This window comes from Thalassospira mesophila (assembly GCF_002115755.1).
GTDB lineage: Bacteria > Pseudomonadota > Alphaproteobacteria > Rhodospirillales > Thalassospiraceae > Thalassospira > Thalassospira mesophila.
Genome location: NZ_JFKA01000008.1, coordinates 1 through 19693, shown reverse-complemented (window position 1 = coordinate 19693; position 19693 = coordinate 1). Strand labels below are relative to the sequence as shown.

Genomic DNA, 19693 nt, shown 5'->3' with positions numbered 1-19693 from the left:
ACATCATCCTTTTCCTGATTTAAAACCGGTCAACAGCTCCTGAAAATCAGGGATTCTGGCGCGCCTGCAGGGTCGTCAGCGCATTTTCAAACTGTGCGGCGGTCATATTTTCGGCCAGCGCACGATGAAACAGCCAGTTTTGCGTTTCGGGTGCCAGCCCGCCCACCGGCGGATCGGTATCAAGGTTGGTGGGAAACGCATAGCCTTCGGCACAGGCCGCAATGGCAGCATCAAGCATGTTTTGCGCCATGCCCACCGACTGCATATCACGCAATAAAACCGGATAAAGTGCGCGGCACATGGCGGTGCGATCAATCGCCTCCATCGCGCGGCCATAGGCCGAGGATACCTGAAGCAAATTTGCCATGCGTTGAATATCGGCACTAAAATTGGTGCCCGCCGCGTGAAACAAAGCCGGATTAAAAAACAGCGCATCGCCCTTTTTTAACGGCAACTGAATATGGCGGGCGTTAAACACATCGCGAAAATCCTGGCGTCGCCACGCCAGATACCCTTCGGGGTAGCTTTGCGAAAACGGCAACAACAATGTCGGCCCGCTTTCAACGGGCATGTCACAATGGGCCACCGCCCCCTGCAAGGTTAATACCGGCGACAAATGATGGACATGGGACGGATATTTTTCGCATTCCTCCACGGTTTGAAACCCCAGATGATAATCGCGATGCACCTGTTGCGCCTGCCCGCCCGGCCGCACCAGATTAACCTGTGCTGTCATCTGGTAATTTGGCCCCAGCCATGCTTCGCATACCATATCAATTACCGGGTTGCCAAAATAACGGGCAAAAACACCGGGCGCGCGCAAACAGAGTTTTTGTAACGAATTCCAGATCCGGTCATTGGCACCTGCCGTGGCAAAATGGTCGGCTGCAGTGCCATTTGCGGCCTTTTCATCGGCGATAATGCCCACATATTCGGCGGTTGCCGCATCAATCACGGTCCCATCGTCGTAGGCCCCGGCAATCACCAAAACCCCGGCCCCTTCCATCATCACGCGCGCCCATTCCGCCATTATCGCGTGGCGTGCTTGCGGGTCGCCTTGCACGTCGCGCAGCATATCGCCCGCATAAACCGGCACGTTTTTAACAATGTCGCTGGCATGGGGAACCTCACGGGCAACGGTTTTACGTGCCAGCAAGGCTAACAAATCGTCGGTTTTACAGTCCGTTTCACGGTAATAGCCCGCAACCGGGTGCGGGTCCGCAATTTGGCGGCGCATTTGTTCCACTTGGGTCATCGCTGTTTCCTCCAGGTCGCGGCGGGTCGTTATGCATGCCCGCCAATGACAAGGATGCTAATGCGAAAATGCTTTGCGTTGAGGTTTGGAATCTATCAAAAATACATCAATGGAGGTTCCATGACCCATCGCTTCCCGATCAAGGAAATTGCCCGCCAGTCCGGGCTTGGCACCGCAACGATCGACCGCGTGTTAAACAAGCGCGCCAATGTCAGCGCGCAATCGCAGCGCCGGGTTCGCGATGCGATTGATGAACTGACATCGCAGGAAGGCCAGTTGGCCGCGCGGGGACGGCGGCTGTTTATTGATGTGGTGGTCGAAGCGCCAACGCGCTTTAGCCGCGAAATTCGCCACGCGCTGGAGGCCGAGCTTCCCAGCCTGCACCCCGCCATTATCCGCCCGCGTTACATGATGCAGGAACGCATGCGACCGGGCGATATTGTTGCCATTCTGGACCGTATCGGCAAACGCGGCAGTCAAGGTGTGTTGCTAAAGGCGCAGGACCAGCCCGATATTCGCGCCGCCATGGCCGAGCTGAGTGCGCGCAACATTCCCGTTATCACCATTTTCACCGACATTCCCGACGCCGCGCATGTGGCCTATGCCGGGGCCAATAACCGGGCGGCGGGCGAAACGGCGGCCTATCTGATCCATCATTTTTTGCCATCGGCGTTGGCATCCAATACCGAAACCGGCCCGGTTCTGATGACGATGAGCGACGCGCGTTTTCGCGGCGAAGAATCGCGCAAGGCAGGCTTTGTGACCGCAATGGCCAAACTGGCCCCCACCCGACCCATTATGGATGCCAGTGGCGGGGCCGGGCTTGATAGCGATACCGCCCGACGCATCGAAAGCATGATTGAGGATTGCCGAAATATTCAAGCCGTCTATTCAATGGGCGGCGGCAACCGGGCGATTTTGCAAACACTGGCCGATCATGGCTTATCCCCCCCGGTCTATATCGCCCATGATCTGGATTTGGAAAACATTACCCTGTTACAACAAGGTCAGCTTAGTGCCGTATTGCACCATGATTTACGACAGGACATGCGCACCGCCTGCCATCATGTCATGGCATGGCACCGCTTGTTGCCCAAAACCGCCATTGCTCCACCCAGCGACATTCACATTATTACCCCCGCCAATATTCCGGCCTTTATTACAAAACAGGCCCGCATCAACTGATGCGGGCCTGCGTTATCAGTGTCATTTCGCTGGTACCTTGGGATCAGGACAGTTCGGCAACAATGCGCTGTGCGGCAGCAACAGGGTCATCGGCCCTGGTAATCGGGCGGCCAATTACTAAAATATCCGATCCACGGGCAACGGCATCATGCGGGGTAACGATGCGTTTCTGGTCATCACTGCTGGCCCATGCCGGGCGAATACCAGGCGTGATCAGTTTAAAATCGGGGCCGCAGGCGGCACGCACCGGTTCAATTTCCTGAGCGGAGCAGACAACACCATCCAGACCGGATTTTTGGCTCAGTTCGGCCATTTTCACCACCCGTTCGCTAAGCGGGCCACGCAAACCGATCTCGTCGAGGTCGTTTTGATCCAGACTGGTTAAAATCGTTACGGCAATCACCCAGGGCGCGGCAACACCGGCTTTGTCGGCGGCTTCGCGCGCGGCTTCACCGGCGCGTTTCATCATTTCGCGCCCGCCCGCGGCATGTACATTAACCATTTTAAGGCCAAGCGGCGTAACCGCGCGAATGGCCCCGGCAACCGTGTTGGGAATGTCGTGATATTTGACATCAAGAAAAACCGGCATGCCCATGGCAGCAACGGCACGCACACCCTGTGGGCCATGGGCGGCAAAAAACTCTTTGCCCAGTTTCACCCCGCCAATAACAGCCGATAACTTTTTGGCCAGATCAATCGCATGATCCAGATCGGTGGTATCGACGGCGCAAAAAATGCGGTCCTTCGCAGCAATCTGTGAATTCTGGGCGGTCATGGCATCCTCCGGTTGGCTAACATGTTGTTTGGCCGATGGCGATGATGCCGGAAATGCGGGTGTGAACTTTTACGGTCACGGCATAAGGCAGGGCCCAATGGCGACATCCGGGCGCACAAAACGGCACATCTTTAACAAAAGATGCGCCCTGCGACCAAAAACTGACCAAACGAACCCCGACAAAGCATGAAAACCGGCCCACCGGCACGTCGCTCGCATCGGGTGACACAGGCTTTAGTCGATTCGGCACTTAAAAACCATTCCTTTTGGCCCTGCCCATGGCACAAAATCGGCCCGAACGAAAAAAGACGGTTGCCTGTGAGAGCAAACCGCCTTCGATTCGTTTTTGATCGCCCTGCGAAAACCCTGTGGTTTATCGCCCCACCCAAGGGGGCAGATCACACCCCGGCAGGTTGAACCGGGGCCATATTGGTTTTGTCTGCTGTCGATTGTGCATTTACCGCAGGCGGCAAGCCCGGTGATTTCTGGCTGGCAATGGCGGCGCGTTCTTCTTCGCGCGCAGCTTCCTGCGCACGGCGAATACGGGCCAGTTCCGAGGCCATTTTGCGATTGGCCCGGCGATGTTTGCCGGTCAGTAACCATTCAAACAACAAACCGATCAGTAACCCCAGCAACAGCGCGCCCAGAACCGGCACAAAAAGCGGCAGGTCCATTTCAAAGGGCAGCGGCCACAATGACAGGGTGGATGCCTGACGATTGGCAACCGCAAAAACAATGATCAGAATCATCAACGGAATGGCAATGATCCAGTAAAGAACGCGCAACGCAACCTCCTGCTTTCCGATGTCGGACGTCGTTCTGCCCTGTGGCAGACCAGCCCGGCATCGCAACCGGCAATCTGACCGGTTCTTTATATCATCATATCGCCCCTAAAGACGGGCGGCATGTTTGCCGACCGCCGGGGAAATTACATCCCGTGCGCAACAATGGCACAGGCCTCGGCCCCCGGTTTGGTTAATCGCTGAGGGTAAGGTAACCCGTTTCAGGCCCGTCCTCCGTCCGAACCCGGACCAGTCAGAACCAGGACGGCACAAACCCCGGAACCAGAAACAGACGAGACAAACAAAGCAAACAAGGCCTAGGCCAGACCGGCCAATATGCGCGGCAGCGGATTTTTACGGAGAATCCCCCCTTACGGTGCCGCAAACTCGCACGAGTCGTTCACACCAAAGCAAAAAGCCAACCCGCAAAGAAGCCGCCCGGCCCCCGGCCATTGCCAAACAAAAAACAAGGCAGGACGACGTTGGCACGGCCCGTTTGTTAAAAACGGGCGCGCCCCCTTTCCGGACTTTGTGCCTAAAGCCGGTTTTAGTTCAACCGTTCGCGCAGCTGTTTACCGGTTTTGAAATAGGGCACTTTTTTCTCGCTCACGGGGACGGCCTCGCCAGTGCGCGGGTTGCGCCCGACACGCGATTCACGATCCTTAACCGAAAAAGCGCCAAAACCACGCAATTCGACCCGGTCACCGCGCGCCAGCGCTTCGGTGATCTCGTCGAAAATGGTGGCGACAATCCGCTCAACGTCCCGCTGGTAAAGGTGCGGGTTCAATTCGGCCAACCGGGCGATCAGTTCTGATTTCGTCATATTCAAGCCCCATCCAGTTCGGTTACGCAGTTGTTGGGTATCAACCTTTGGTTCACGCTTGGAAAGTCGGCGCTTTCTTTAAGGGTGCCAGACAGTTAGCAACCCGTCAAGTTTAAGCCCCTCAGATGACAGCATATTTCCGATACTGCCCTTAAACAGATCCATGATGATCGAGCTGTCAGGATCTTCAACCTCCATGGGCACAACCGGCGTATCCGCTGCGATGCCTTTTTTCTGTTCCAACCAGTGCAGAGCCTCGCGTCGTCCGCCGATCTCGTCAATCAAACCGTTTTCAACAGCCTGCCGCCCGGTATAAACCCGGCCATCGGCCAGCGTCGTTACCTGCTCGACAGTCATATCGCGACGTTCTGCAACCATGCTGACAAACACGTTAAACATGTCAGAAATCAGGCCTTTCATAACGTTACGGGCTTCTTCTGTTGTCGGTTCGAACGGATTTGGCGATGCCTTGAGCGGCGCACTTTTAATTGTAACGGGTTCGACACCCAGCTTTTCAAGGGCCGCTGTCACATTCATCGACTGAAAAATAACCCCGATCGATCCGGTCACCGTGCCGCGATGGGCAATAATGTGATCCGCCGCGATCGCAGTCATATATCCGCCCGATGCGGCAACCGTGCCCATTTCGGCAACAATTGGCCGGGTTTTACCAATCCGGCGCAAGGCTTCATAAAGTTCCTCGCCGCCGACCATGGTGCCACCGGGGCTGTCGATATGGACAATCACGCCCACGGCGTCCTTGTCATGCTCCAGCTTGTCCAGGGCAGCCAGCATCAACGGGTCGGAGGCAATAACGCCCTCTACCGTGACTTCGGCGATATAGGGCCCAAAACCCCCGGCAAACACGCCGCTTCGCGCAAGCCCCGCCACAATCGCGATCAGGATTGCCACAACGGCCAGAACGCGCCACCGCAAGATCGATTTTTTCAGACGGCGACGGTCAAGAATGAAATCGGCATCAAGGGCCATTGAAGTTTACTTACCTGACTGAAAGAAAAACAAAAACTGTGCCTTTTCAAATGGTTTCTCTGCACCCGCTTGGCAAGCAGAAAAAGCAGCCTGCGCATAATTTTCGCCGATAACCACATATAAGGGCGCGATAACCACAGCAGTTAACGCCGCCATGCCCCGGTTTGATCCATAAACCCGGCAACAATTCGCGCGATGACGACGCAAACATACAGCTCAGCACAATACGTTACGTCACATCGTATCATATTGCGCACAAACAAAAACGGGCCGTGCAAAGCACGACCCGTTCTGCGCCCCGAAGGGCAAGTTATTCAGCGTTGGATGCTTATTCAGCGTCCTGCTGTTTTTTACGCAGGGCTTCACCGAGGATATCCCCAAGCGATGCGCCGCTGTCAGCCGAACCGTAATCCGCCATTGCTTTCTTCTCGTCAGCGACTTCAAGAGCCTTGACCGAGAGAGAAACCTTACGCGAGTTACGATCAACCGAGATGACACGTGCGTCGATCTTTTCGCCAACAGCGAAACGTTCCGGACGCTGGTCCGAACGATCACGTGCGAGTTCAGCCTTGCGGATGAAGCCCTTGAGATCGCCGTCGCCAACGGAAACTTCGATGCCGCCGTCATTGGTTTCGGTGATTTCGCAGGTAACAGTTTCGCCGCGCTTGAGGCCCGAAGCTGCTTCTTTGAACGGATCTTCGTTGAGCTGTTTGATGCCCAGCGAGATACGTTCTTTTTCAACATCAACGTCAAGAACCTTGGCTTTGACGACGTCGGCCTTCTTGTATTCCTTGATGACTTCTTCGCCCGGACGATCCCACGAGAGATCGGACAGGTGAGCCATACCGTCGATACCGCCGAGCAAGCCAATGAACAGACCGAATTCGGTGATGTTCTTGACTTCGCCTTCGATTTCCGAGCCAACCGGATGAGCGGCAAGGAAAGCATCCCACGGATTGGACGTGCACTGCTTGAGACCAAGCGAAATGCGGCGTTTCTGGCTGTCAACATCCAGGACCATAACTTCGACTTCCTGCGAGGTCGAAACGATCTTGCCCGGGTGGATATTTTTCTTGGTCCAGGACATTTCAGAAACGTGGACCAGGCCTTCAACACCGGCTTCGAGCTCAACGAATGCGCCGTAATCGGTGATGTTGGTAACGCGGCCTTCAAACTTGGAACCGACCGGGTATTTGGCTTCGACACCTTCCCACGGATCAGCTTCAAGCTGTTTCATACCAAGCGAAATACGCTGGGTTTCGCTGTTGAAGCGGATAACCTGAACCTTGACGGTCTGGCCGATCTGAAGAGCTTCAGACGGATGGTTGATACGCTTCCAGGCGATGTCGGTAACGTGCAGCAGGCCGTCAACGCCGCCGAGATCGACGAATGCGCCGTAATCGGTGATGTTTTTAACCACGCCATCAAGAACCTGACCTTCCTGGAGGTTCTGGATCAGCTCGGCACGCTGTTCTGCACGGGTTTCTTCAAGAACCGCACGACGCGACACCACGATGTTACCGCGCGAACGATCCATTTTCAGGATCTGGAACGGCTGCGGGTTGTTCATCAAGGGGGTAACGTCACGGACCGGACGGATGTCAACCTGGCTGCCCGGCAGGAATGCCACGGCGCCTGACAGATCAACAGTGAAACCACCCTTGACGCGACCGAAAATGGTACCATCGACGCGCTTGCCTTCGTTGAACTGTTTTTCCAGCTCGACCCAGGCTTCTTCACGACGGGCTTTTTCACGCGACAGGACGATCAGGCCGTCCTTGTTTTCGTAACGGTCAACGTAAACGTCAACGGTGTCACCGATGCTGACTTCACCAGCACCAAATTCTTTCAGCGGTACGCGGCCTTCAGATTTCAAACCAACGTCAACGATGGCATCATCGTCGGTTTTCTTGACGACCGTACCGGTCATCACGCGGCCAACAAATCCCTCGTCTTCAGAACCAAGGGTTTCGGCCAGCAGATCGGCGAAGCTTTCGCCGGTGGTAAATTGTGCTTCTTCAGCGGTTGCCATTAAGCAGACTTCCTTTCGAGTATCGACACTATTCCGGCCAATCGGTTGTATCCGATGGTCTTGCCGTAAAATCACGGCGGGTTTTGCCAAGCGGTGTAACAGGCTGGCACATGCCAAATCCAATGGATTTCACATGCACGAAAAGGCGAACGACAGGGTCGTTCACCTTATAGCCTTGTTCTATCGCCTGACGGTTTGAAACAGCCCCCGATCAGTCATCCGTTCCCATATGGGTGCGGATATGCGCCATAACGGCGTTGTACACTGCGTCGGCATTCAAACGGTCCGTATCAATATGGATCGCGTGGTCTGCCATCTTCAGCGGTGCAACATCGCGGGCACTGTCGCGAGCGTCCCGTTCTTCAAGCTCGTTGAGAACGCGCTCGTATATAGCAGCGGGATTTTTTTCCTGCAACTGTTTGAACCGTCGGTTTGCCCGTTCGGTCACGCTGGCGGTCAAATAAAACTTTATCGGGGCCTCGGGGCACACCACCGTACCAATGTCGCGCCCGTCCAAAACCGCCCCGTGCTTATTCTCGGGCGGGGTCTTTGCAAGCTGGCGTTGAAAGTCCAGCAACACCGCACGAACCTGCGGGATTGCCGCGACCCGTGATGCCGCATTGCCAACTTCTTCGCCGCGCAAATTTTCGTTTTCAAGGTCTTTGGGCTGCAGTTTTTCCGCCGCGTCAACCGCCACGGCGGCGTCATCGGGATCGCCCCCCATTGCCAGCACCTTTGCCCCGGTTGCCCGGTATAAAAGGCCGGTATCAAGATAGGCATAGTCCATAGCGGCAGCGACTCGGCGGGCCAAAGTTCCCTTGCCGGATGCTGCCGGCCCATCAATAGCAATGATCATGCGTGTTTCCGATCCCGATTTTTATAATGACAAAAACAAAGCCGACCCTGCCAAAAAACACCGGCAAAACCGCCCTCAACCGTCACAGCCCGATGGTCAGGATTTTACCGGGGCAAAATTTGTCCCCAAATCCGCCATCAGTTGTTCAAAGATCGGAAAGCTTGTCGCAATCGGGGCCGCATCGTCAACCATTACCGGTTGCTCCGCACCAAGCCCCAAGACCAGAAACGCCATGGCGATGCGGTGATCCAGATGGGTTTCCACCATACCGCCGCCCCGCACAACCCCGCCCGTCACAATCAAATCGTCACCTTCGATGCGGTGAATAATGCCGTTTGCCGCCAAACCAGCCGCCACCGCCGCCAACCGGTCCGATTCCTTGACGCGCAATTCTTCAAGGTCACACATCCGGGTTTCGCCCTCGGCATAGGCCGCCGCCACCGCCAAAACCGGGTATTCATCGATCATGGAGGGCGCACGTTCGCCCGGAACCACAATGCCCTTCAGGCGGTTTTTACCGGTAACAACCAGATCGCCAATGGTTTCCCCGGCTTCTTCGCGTTCATTGGTAATCGTAATATCGCCGCCCATCTCGATCAGGGTGGTGATCAGGCCAATGCGCAGCGGGTTCAGGCACACATCGCGAATCGTGACGTTCGATTCGGGATGGATCAACGCCGCCACCAGCGGAAACGCCGCCGAAGACGGGTCTGTCGGCACCACAATATCGGCCGCTGTCATCTGGCACGGGCCAGTCAGGCTCACGGTGCGGCCGCCATCATCATTGATCTGTACATCCACATCGACGCCAAAATGGCGCAACATGCGTTCGGTATGATCGCGGGACGGTTTAGGCTCGATCACGGTGGTGGTGCCCGCCGTGTTTAACCCGGCCAGCAAAACAGCCGATTTTACCTGGGCCGATGCCATCGGCAGGGTGTAGGTCACCGGAAGGGCTTCATCGGTGCCAATCACCGCCATTGGCGGGCGGCCGCGGTCACGGGTAATGAACTTTGCGCCAAATTCGGCCAGCGGGTCGGCAACGCGGCCCATCGGGCGTTTGCATAAAGACGCATCGCCGGTAAAAAACGTGGTGATCGGGTGGGTCGCCACAATCCCGGCCAACAAACGAATCCCCGTTCCGGCATTACCCATATCAATCACGGAATCGGGTTCGCGCAGCGCACCAACACCCACACCGCGCACATGCCATGTGCCGTCCTCGTCGCGGGTGACGGTCGCGCCCAGCTTGCGCATGGCATCAGCCGTTGCCAGCACGTCTTCGCCTTCAAGCAGGCCGTTAATGCGGGTTTCGCCTTCGGCCAGGCCACCAAACATCAGGGACCGATGCGAAATCGATTTATCACCCGGCACGCGCACATCGCCCGCAAGGGCACCGCATCTGGCTGATTGCAAGGGACGTTTGATTTGCGCTGAACTCATCTGAACTGCCTGTATTTTGCTGCGAACCGGACCGCCGGGGCGAGACCTTGATCGATACCGGAACCGGACCTTATTGATAAAAATTGATAAAAGAAACTTCCAAAATGGCAATTTGCACGAAAATGACCCGGTGAAAACCGGGTAAAAATACGCAAAATCGCCTGTGGTCGTTTTCTAGCATACAGAATGCATAACAGGCCAGCACCCTTGGGATTTAACCGCGTACAAATCGCCCCATAACAGCCTGTGGATAATCACGATGGCCCGCATTGTTAAAACAGGTGCAATTTCCTTTTGACAAGGCTGTAACAAGATGGCAATTGGGCCGTTCAGATTGAAGGGCGTAGTCCTTCGTCCCACTTTTGTAAAAAATTGGTATTAAAGAGGGTCTACCGTAATGTCAGCCCGCGGTAAGAAACGTCACTGCCTTGCATGTGGCACCAAATATTATGACCTGAACCGGACACCGGTTGTCTGCCCGAAATGTGGCACGGCAGACGGGATCGTCAAACCCAAACGGGTGGCCGCGGCAAAACCGAAAAAGCAGGACGACGACATCGAAGATGTTTCGGATCTCGACGATGATGTCGATACCGATATCGACGACGATCTTCTCGAAGACGCCTCTGATCTGGGCGAGGACGATGACGATCTCGGCGAGGTACTAGAACATGTCGAAAATAACGACGAAGACCGCTAATTTTTTTTGAAATTAGGTCTTGCCAACCGTCACCTAACCTTCTAAATATCCCCGCGCTGCAACGGACAAACACTTGGAAATTGCAGCGCGGACTATCCCGAACGATTGTGGGGCCGTAGCTCAGTTGGGAGAGCGCTACAATGGCATTGTAGAGGTCGTCAGTTCGATCCTGATCGGCTCCACCATTCAAAACCCGTTGCCTAAAGCGACGGGTTTTGTTGTATCCGGGGTCTGGAAAAACGAACACACATACGGTCTTCGCCGCGCCCACAAAACTATTCCCACATCCTCACTGCAATCAGTCTTGGGATTAAACCACCTTGCGCTTGTCTGGCCTAAAGCTGGCTTTCACGCTGCAATAGCGACACCATCCGGCGCGACAGTTTGCTAAACTGGCTTTCGGGGCGGGCGGTAATAATCACTTTGCCGCGCACGGCACTGGGCACACTGGCACCGGTGGTGTTTTTCAGGATCACGCGATAAATCGCGCGCCCTGGTACAAAACTTTTATCAGGCTGTTCCACGGTTTCAATCGGCCCGCCATTTTGTGAGCGCATATAAGGTTCGGTTAAATTAGTCACGCCGGTGGCATCAATGCGTGAAACGCTTGCCTGTATCGACTGCATAACGCCATCTTCGGAATAAAAGGTCGCGCTGGCACCCGGTTCGATTCGGGGCAGGGAAAGCTCATCAAGATAGGCAATAACTTCGGCGCCGTCCTCGACCACCGATAAAACCGGTTCATCCGCGCCAATCCAGGCCCCCTGATTGATCGTGTCGTTCATATCAACGACTTTGCCCGACACAGGCGCACGCAGCACCAGGCGCTGTTGTTGCGCCTGCTGGCCGCGCAAAACCCGTTCCTGGGTGGCAAACTGGCTGGCAAGCACCAATGCCCGGTTCTGGCGCAAGGCATCAACGCCAATACTGGCATTTTCCCATGCCAGTTCGGCGCGTTTCAGTTCGGCGACTTCGATCCGTTCGTCCAGTTCGGGCGATTGCAGGTGCGCAATAACATCGCCTTTTTTCACCATCTGCCCGGTTTTTACCGTTACATTTTCCACCCGCGCCGCCATTGGCGCGTAAACGGTATTGTAAGTCAGGGTTAAAACCGCCGGCGCGCTGACTTCCCCCTGCCACGGGACCAAAAGCCAGACCAGAAACAAGCCCAGCACAAGAAGGGATCGCATCAGCGCAAAATTGAATTTCAGCAATTTGCCAAATGAAAACCACACAACGATTTCCTTTATGATCGGGCGGGCGATGAAAAAATAGATCTCCACCAGAAACAGGGCGATCCCCAGTGTTTTGAAAAACAGATGGTAAACCGCCAGTGCGATCCCGAAAAACAACAGCAAGCGGTATACCCAGATGGAAAACCCGAACACCATCAACAAAAGGGTTGGTTTTTCGGGGGGAACCGCGCCAAGCCCCAGAACCACTTCGCGCAATTTCCAGCGGCATACCGCATGAGCGCGCGATTCGAGGTTTCGTTCGCGCACCAGATCGGAAAACAGATAATAGCCGTCATAGCGCATCAGCGGATTGAGATTAACAAACAGACTCAGCACCCAGGTGCTGGTGCCAAACAAAAACAGGATCGACCCGATCGGCCCGTCGGGAAACAGGTTCCACAACAGCATCGACCAGGCGGCAATCACCAGTTCGCACAGCACCCCGGCGGCCCCGATTTCCAGCCGGTCACGTCGGCTGGGCAGTCGCCAGGCATCGGTGGTGTCGGTATATAAAACCGGCCAGAATACGATAAAGGCCACGCCAATCACCGGCACGCGCAGGCCGTGCGCCTTGGCCGTATAGGCGTGTGAAAGCTCGTGTACGGATTTAACCGCCGTAACGGCAAGGCCATAGGCAACAATGCCTTCAAACGATAAAAAACCGCGCAGGGTATGCAAGAACACATCGGGCTGACGCGACACCAGATAGATACCTGCCAGGGCCGCACAGACATGTAAAAACACCATTGGCGAGGATGCCAGCCAGCGGACATAACCAATGGTGCGATTTAAAAACAGGTCAGGCGTTAACAGTGGCAAACGAAATGAAATATAGGATTTGACCAGCTTGGCGGCAAAACCCGGCTTCATTTTAAGCTGAGCTTTGTGGCGGCCATGCTGCACATCATCACACAGCACCAGATTATGGGCACGTAAAAAGCCAAACAAGCGGGTTATTTCCTCAACCGATACGGTATGGCCCAGAAACTTTTCTGCCAGTTGGGAAATTTTGTCCGCCGGGCGACCATCGATAAGTGGCAACAAATCTACCGTGACCGGATCAAGTTGAAAATGCCGCCCCGCAGCCGCATCATGCAGAATATAGACCGGACGCCCATTCCGTTCGGGTTCGCCCGGAACAATATCAAGGTCGCGGCGCAAAACCGGGGGAGGGTCTTGTTGGGGGCCAGGTTGGCCAAAGGACACAGCAGGCGCGGCCATAATTTGCCCCTACAGTTCCAGCCAGGGCCGGATCGCCGACCAGGGACGGCGAAACAGCATGACATAGAGCGGCACGTCGTCACCATATATCTTGGCAACACCGCGCAATCCCACACGCGGGCGTTCCTTGCCCACAAACCCTGATCGCGCCCGAAACGACAAAACCCCCGCCGGCGAGTTTTTGGCCTGAAAATCAATCAGCCGCATCGTCGCCTCATAGGGATGGTCGGGTTCGACATTCAAAAACAGAACCACCCGGTTGGCATCATGCAGCGGGATCCGGTCTTTGACCGGTAACCACAGCTCCATTTCCACCGATTTCGGGTCTGCCAGCACCATCAGGCGTTCGCCTTGCGACACAGGCAACCCGGCCATTTCGGTCCGCCCGGGCAAAATTACAATGCCATCTCGCGGGGCCTTGATGTCCGCGCGCTCCAACTGGCCGGTGATATATTCCAGCTCGGCATTTTTCTGATGCACGCGTGACAGCAAAACCTGCATCTGACTTGATGATTCACGGTCCGAACTGGCGGCTTGCTGGCTGCGGCGATATTCGGCAATGGCGATTTCATATTCCTGGCGTGCCACTGCAAGATCCGTCTTAAGCTGGGTCGCATCCATATGCACCAGACTGTCACCTGCCGTGACCATCTGGTTGGCATCAACATCCATTGTTTCGACAACACCGCGCAACGGTGCGCGCACAATATAGGGGTTCAGCGGCACGACCTCGGCCGGGACCAGAACCGTCAGAGGCACCTTGATAAACATGGCTGCCGCAATTGCGGCTATTGCCACACCCGCAAGCAAAAAACGTTTACGGCTGCGAAACAGATTGCGCTTGCGGCGACGACGCATCAAAAATTCCAGCGAAAAAGCCATGCTTTTTGCCAAACGTTCCAGCACGCGCAATTCTTCATCCTGCCACGGTTTGGGCCGCGACAACAACATCCCGCCAAGTTCGTGCCCACCCGGTGCCATTAATGGCAACCATAATGAATGGGCGGGCAGATAATGCGGCCAATCGACCTGAAGACTTTTATCGATATCCTCAACCGTGATGCGGGCTGGCATGGCATGGCGCGCGCGCGACAGATATGCACACAGCTTTTTGCTCCACAATGTGAAGGCCGATTGCCGTTCAGGTTCCGGCAAGTTCGATACCGCCAGAATATCACCGCGCCCACGCTCCCCCTGCCAGCATACCGCAATGTCATAGGGCACAATGATCCGGCTATCATTAACCACTATGGCCCCCAGTGCGGCCCGGCTATCGGCATCACGGATGCGATCTTGCAACAATAAAAGATTGGCAAGCCCGCGCGCGCCCGCAGCATTATCCTGTAGTGTCATTCCGGGGTAACCGGCATGGCTGGGACAGGCGGTTGCTGATCAAAATCAAAACTGACATTACCGCTCATGCCTGGCAGCAAATCTTCATCGGGTTTAACCGGCGTGCCAATCACGCGCACCGTCTGGCTTACCGGGTCCACTTCGCGCACCACATATTTTATGGTCGATGCAATGTTACGGTTCAGTTCATCAACATGCAGATCAAAATGATCCCCCTTATGCAGCCGTATCAGCAGGCTGGAAGGCACCACCATTTCGATTTCCAGGTCATCGATATTGACCAGCCGCATCACAGGGTCACCCGCACGAACAAATTCCCGTGCCTGTACCAGTTGCTGGGTGACCACGCCGGAAAATGGCGCATCAACCGAACATTGTGCCAATTGCGCACGAATGCCCTTGATGTCGGCTTCTGTCAGTTCAACTTCAGACCGGCTTAACGACAGCTCCAGCTTGCTGACATTGTGGATCTTTTCCAGCCGTTCATTGACATCAAGTTTGGTCAAAGCGGCTTTTTTGCGTGTTTGCGATACAATCAACTGCGCCTCCAGCGGGGTGCAGTCAAATTTCATCAGCTTGTCACCCTTTTTAACCCGGCTGCCTTCCCGCGCCCCCAGCGTCATCAGCGTCGCAGACAATGGCGCAGACAAAACCGCATGTTGCACGGGCCGGATCTTGGCCCGAACCGACGCCTGAAAACCGTCCCGGGATGTATCAGGGAAATTCCCAGCCGAATCAGGCATGAGCACATGCATCATGGACGGCAGATCCATGTTGCCATTTCCTGCCCCTTGCGACCATACCGGTTGCGACAACACCATCGATGCTGCCAGAATCACGCCGAAAATTCCCGTCTTCACACTAATCACTTTACAAATCCTGGCCGATCCTTGCGAGGCTTCTACAGCAAGGCCGGACATTCAACATGTTATTTCTCATCGATGAAATCAGGAACGGTGCCGATATTTTCAATCACCGGCAAATCGCCCCCTTCCCATTTATCAAGCGATTTCTTGATTACCGCCGCAAGGACATCTTCAGGCGCATTCAAAGACGATGTCACATCAGGTACCAACCCCAGACTGAACAGGAAACGACCATAGGCATCCTGTGCATCGGAATAGGCCAGCACACGGGCAACCGCCGAGCGCAACGCCCGGATTTCACTTCTGACCCGTTCCATGCCCGTGGCCGCATCCGTTGCCACCGACTCATCTGTCAGATGTGAAATTTCCTTGTCAATTTCATCAATTTTTTTGGCCTGGCTAAGGCGAGCATTGGCATTAACATATTCCTGCCACGATACGTGTACCGTGGTGATTACCGCCATATTTGCCGCCATCCGCCGCGCCACTGTCATGTTGCGACGGGCATCGTTGGTTTCGTTAATATCACCAACCCGCAACAGGTTAAACAGGTTCCACGACACACGCGCACCGGCTTCGTACCAGGACCGGTTGGCAAGGAAATGGTTGGTGTCGGCATTGAACGACCCAAACCCTTCAAGCGAGGGGAACAACCGGGCAATAGCCTTGCGCGATTCATTCCTGGCAATCCGCAGATTATAAATTTCGTCGGTATAGTCGGACGAATGAACGAGCGCATACAGCTCCAGCTGGTCGAAATCGGGCTGAGTTTGCGGCAATGGCGGAAAATCGCTGGATACTTTTAACTGCAATTTTTCTTCTGATGGCGCATTGATCAATGACGCCAGATCAATGCGGGCAGCACCGATGGATTGTTGCATAGTTTCAAGCTGTTGAATGATTTCAATCAAAGCACGCTTGTCTTCCAGAACAGCCAGGGGGGGACGCAAGCCCTCGGTACGGGCCGTTTCCAGATCGCTCATCGACTGGTCAGCCCGCGCCAGCAATTCATCAACCGCCGGAGATACACGCTCAAGCAAAACCACCCGCCAGAACGATGTTCGCACTTCCTGAATCAGCCGCGCCATCGATTTGGTGCGCGCATGCATGGCAATCACGGCCCGGTCAGCTTCCTGCTTTGCCTGCAAATAGCTGACGCCAAAATCCAGAACATTAAAGCTGAACCGCAGATTGCCATCCCAATGCTGTGGATCATCGGAATAGGAATAGGAATTTGATTCAATATCGGTTCTATAGTCACGGCTGTTGGTCGCATTTTTGCTGGTGCGTGCGCTATAACCACCATCAGCCTTAAAAAGCGGCATCATGTCGAGCTTGGCCAAATCGAAGTTTTTTGTCGCCAGCGCGGATTCCATAATTTTGACCCGGTTAGCCAAATTGTATTTCAGCGCACGGGCAATCGCTTCAGACAAAGTCAGCGGACCCATGACCGGCGGCACAGATGACTTGATTAAAGCCATATCATTTTTTGCCGCTGCGGCCAGATCAGCATCGCCGATCGGCTCCATATTCACAGCACAGCCACTCAGAAACAGAATTGCTGCCAGAACCGGCAAGGTGTTATTGGCAAATTTTACGCCCATTGTCTTTTTTGTAATTCTCATACCCGTAACCATTTACTTCTTTCCCCCTTAAAAGAAGCTCGCCTTCCAACACACCCATCAGCCATCCGGAAGTGGCCAATACCACCTGTGTCAAAAGATCCCCCTTCTAAGGTCGCCATTTACGGCCCCTGGTTTTCCACTCTCGCCCCGCCAAAAGCCGCCGCACGGCTTCTGGACAAAATCTTCTCTTTCTGTGCCCCGGCCTATCCTCTGAACAGGGCTGCAAAATCTGCCAGCAAGGCTTCACGTTCCGCCAGAATGGCGTGTCGTCCGTAATTCATGGCCTGCGCATTTACGGCAATGCGGCTTAACATGCCTTCTTTCGCTGCAAGACCAGCCTGCTCGTCACGCGCATCTGTCGGGCCCGCGGCACGACCATCGCTTTGTGCTGCACCTTCGCCCTGGTCATTACTATTATCCTTGCCGTCGCCCTTTCCTCCGGCTCCATCGGTTCTGGCCGGTGCCCCGTCCTTTTCGCCGTCACCATTCTGGTTTTTCCCGTCACCGTCACCCTCACCATCACCGCCACCCTCGTCAGGTGCGGCTGCATTGCGATCCGAAAACAAAATGGTGAAGGTTGTTGTTGCTTCATTACCGTGGGTGTCACGGCCTGACACACGAATATCCAGGCTTTTCACCCCGGCCAGCCGTGCAGCATCGCCATCAACGATAAACACCATGTTTTGCGAATTAAAATTCACAAATGAAGGCAGCGGTGAACCGTCCGGCTGAGACGCGTCAATATCGAGTGTTTCCGTCGGATCTGTATGCTGGAACGCGGTTGCCGGTAACGGGAACAGCTGAATACCTGTGGCCGTTGCCACGCGGTCCTGCAACTCCAGCGTCAGGCGTACCGGATTGGTCAAAGGCGAATGGAAATCAACGCCAGACCCAAACGTGTTCACAATCTGGGTATAGCTGTCGTTTGACGGCCCCGGATACCCCCCCGGCCCCGGATCGGGGGTTCCCGGTGTCTCACCCGGCCCCGGATCTGTCGGGGTCGGAAGGGGCGGTGACGGCGGGGTTGGCGGATGCGATGCATTTGGCCCGTTGATCGTAATTTTTACCGTCGCAACATCGGTGTCGATGCCATCGGACAATGTATAGGTAAAGGTCTCGATCAGGGTCTGCCCAACCGGCAGGTTCCGGACCGCACTGTTCGACGTATTCAAAACGTAGCTATAAGTGCCATCCGCATTCACGCGGATCGTGCCATAGGTACCGGCAATGGATGTCCCGATATTACCGGTCGCTCCGTTAATGCCCACTACCGACAGGGTTTGGCTGGTATTTTCGGCATTCCTGTCAACACCGTTGCCATTATTGTCCGTAATCACATTGCCAGTTGCCGTTTCAGTGGTCCCGACCTTGACAGCATTGCTGTTATCCGTGGCTTCTGGCGGAAGGTTATCGCCCACAATCTTGATATGAACTGTGGCACTATCCGTCTGACCATCATTATCGGTAATCTGATAGGTGAAGCTTTCCGTCAGATCAGCATCACCGGGCAATTGCTGAACCACAGCAGAATTGGTCGTATCAAGCTGATAGCTATAGCTGCCATCGGCATTAATAGTGATCGTGCCATAGGTCCCGGTAAGGGTCTTGCCGACATTACCGCTATCGCCGTTCACCTGTGACAGGCTGAAATCATCTTCGTGGGTCGGATCTGCAGTATGTTCCGGGTCATTGTCATTGGTTTTGACATTGCCTGTGCCGGTCGTGGTTTGCTTGGACACCGTGACCGTATCGTCAGTCGCGGTTGGCGGATAGCGAAAGGAAATGGTGCCGGTCAATGCCGCGGAATTCAGGCTGGCAGGTCCACCGGCATCATTCGTGCCATCAATTGTTCCGCCATCGGCGTTATTGTCACCATCATTCAAAACAATCGAATAAGCCCGGGTAGAGTCGGTTTTGCCCGCCGTCGGATCTGCATCAACGCTGCCATAGCGAATAGCTTCGATAATTGCCTTCACCTGGGACGACGTCGCATCATCTGCCAGCGCAATCACCAGCGACGATCCGTTGCCGCCAGTTACCCCTGTCATGCCGGCAAGCGTGCCGCCATTAATGCTCAAGCGGTCACCGGCCTGGTAGCCATCGGTAAAGCTGACCGTGATCGATCCGCCACCATAGCTGCTGACATCCCCATCGCTGGTAATATCGACGTCCGAAACGCTCACACCACTGGCAAGGGCTGCCGTTCCGGTGGTGCCAGATCCGTCATCATTGATTACCATTGCCGGTGTCTCACCGGTCCCTGACAAAACCGGTGCATCATTCACCGGTGTCACATTAACGGTGATCTTGTTCGGCGTCGTATCAAACCCGTCACGGCTATCCTGAACCGAGAAAGTAAAGCTGGCGGTATTATCGCCATTCACATTCTCCGCCGGGGTATAAACCAGCTTGCCATCGGTGATGTCGCCAAGCGCAACCACCTGACCGGCGGTAACCACCGTCCCGTTCAGGGTCAGCGTGCCACTGGCGGGCAATGTATCAATCCGTACCGCCTTGAAGGTATCGGTTTCCCCACCGGGCTGGCTGTAATG

At 55.1% G+C, this 19693-nt stretch carries 16 protein-coding genes and 1 tRNA gene; 3 read left to right on the top strand and 14 right to left on the bottom strand.

The annotated features are described in order from the left end of the window. Window positions 1–46: 46 nt before the first annotated feature. Entirely contained in the window at window positions 47–1255 is a 1209-nt protein-coding gene (locus TMES_RS15950; protein WP_211275936.1) for a phytanoyl-CoA dioxygenase family protein, read from the bottom strand. A 120-nt stretch (window positions 1256–1375) separates the two neighbouring features. Here TMES_RS15950 and TMES_RS15945 point away from each other — a divergent pair, with 120 nt between their 5' ends. Beyond that, on the top strand, window positions 1376–2440 hold the full coding sequence (locus TMES_RS15945) for a LacI family DNA-binding transcriptional regulator (RefSeq protein WP_085584339.1): 1065 nt from the start codon (window positions 1376–1378) through the stop codon (window positions 2438–2440). Window positions 2441–2483: 43 nt separating this feature from the next. On the opposite strand, the gene pyrF is transcribed toward TMES_RS15945, so the two are convergent. From pyrF to aroA, 8 genes are all read right to left on the bottom strand, one after another. After that, on the bottom strand, window positions 2484–3215 hold the full coding sequence (pyrF, locus tag TMES_RS15940) for an orotidine-5'-phosphate decarboxylase (RefSeq protein ID WP_085584337.1): 732 nt from the start codon (window positions 3213–3215) through the stop codon (window positions 2484–2486). Window positions 3216–3613: 398 nt separating this feature from the next. Continuing rightward, a complete protein-coding gene (locus TMES_RS15930) occupies window positions 3614–4000 on the bottom strand; it encodes a lipopolysaccharide assembly protein LapA domain-containing protein (protein WP_085584334.1) in 387 nt (128 codons plus the stop codon). 544 nt (window positions 4001–4544) lie between these two features. Continuing rightward, the gene (gene ihfB, locus TMES_RS15925) at window positions 4545–4850 is read right to left on the bottom strand and encodes an integration host factor subunit beta (RefSeq protein ID WP_256376729.1); all 306 of its coding nucleotides are present in this window, start codon (window positions 4848–4850) and stop codon (window positions 4545–4547) included. Window positions 4851–4898: 48 nt separating this feature from the next. Beyond that, complete coding sequence (sppA, locus tag TMES_RS15920) at window positions 4899–5810, bottom strand: signal peptide peptidase SppA (protein ID WP_085584330.1); 912 nt, start codon at window positions 5808–5810, stop codon at window positions 4899–4901. A 6-nt stretch (window positions 5811–5816) separates the two neighbouring features. After that, window positions 5817–5966, bottom strand: coding sequence for a hypothetical protein (locus TMES_RS22810; protein WP_158091251.1), 150 nt, complete (start codon window positions 5964–5966; stop codon window positions 5817–5819). 172 nt (window positions 5967–6138) lie between these two features. Further along, a complete protein-coding gene (gene rpsA / locus TMES_RS15915; RefSeq protein WP_085584328.1) occupies window positions 6139–7842 on the bottom strand; it encodes a 30S ribosomal protein S1 in 1704 nt (567 codons plus the stop codon). A gap of 211 nt (window positions 7843–8053) precedes the next feature. Then, the gene (cmk, locus tag TMES_RS15910; RefSeq protein WP_085584326.1) at window positions 8054–8698 is read right to left on the bottom strand and encodes a (d)CMP kinase; all 645 of its coding nucleotides are present in this window, start codon (window positions 8696–8698) and stop codon (window positions 8054–8056) included. A 96-nt stretch (window positions 8699–8794) separates the two neighbouring features. Then, window positions 8795–10141, bottom strand: a complete 1347-nt coding sequence (aroA, locus tag TMES_RS15905) for a 3-phosphoshikimate 1-carboxyvinyltransferase (protein ID WP_085584324.1) — start codon at window positions 10139–10141, stop codon at window positions 8795–8797. 397 nt (window positions 10142–10538) lie between these two features. Between aroA and TMES_RS15900 the strand changes: the two genes are divergently transcribed. Beyond that, complete coding sequence (locus TMES_RS15900) at window positions 10539–10841, top strand: FYDLN acid domain-containing protein (protein ID WP_085584322.1); 303 nt, start codon at window positions 10539–10541, stop codon at window positions 10839–10841. Between the two features lie 109 nt (window positions 10842–10950). Then, window positions 10951–11026 (top strand) — tRNA-Ala (locus TMES_RS15895). A gap of 150 nt (window positions 11027–11176) precedes the next feature. Here TMES_RS15895 and TMES_RS15890 read toward each other — a convergent pair. The 5 genes from TMES_RS15890 to TMES_RS23415 all read right to left on the bottom strand — a co-directional run. Continuing rightward, window positions 11177–13297, bottom strand: a complete 2121-nt coding sequence (locus TMES_RS15890; protein ID WP_085584320.1) for a site-2 protease family protein — start codon at window positions 13295–13297, stop codon at window positions 11177–11179. Between the two features lie 9 nt (window positions 13298–13306). Continuing rightward, window positions 13307–14650 carry an efflux RND transporter periplasmic adaptor subunit gene (locus TMES_RS15885; protein ID WP_085584318.1) on the bottom strand — a complete coding sequence of 448 codons (1344 nt, stop codon included), beginning with the start codon at window positions 14648–14650 and terminating at the stop codon, window positions 13307–13309. Next, on the bottom strand, window positions 14647–15519 hold the full coding sequence (locus TMES_RS15880) for an efflux RND transporter periplasmic adaptor subunit (protein WP_158091250.1): 873 nt from the start codon (window positions 15517–15519) through the stop codon (window positions 14647–14649). Before TMES_RS15880 ends, TMES_RS15885 begins: the two co-directional genes overlap by 4 nt. A 59-nt stretch (window positions 15520–15578) precedes the next feature. Then, window positions 15579–17141, bottom strand: coding sequence for a TolC family protein (locus TMES_RS15875; RefSeq protein WP_158091249.1), 1563 nt, complete (start codon window positions 17139–17141; stop codon window positions 15579–15581). A 203-nt stretch (window positions 17142–17344) separates the two neighbouring features. Next, window positions 17345–19693: beta strand repeat-containing protein (locus TMES_RS23415; RefSeq protein WP_211275935.1), on the bottom strand; the 2349-nt coding region annotated here is incomplete at its 5' end.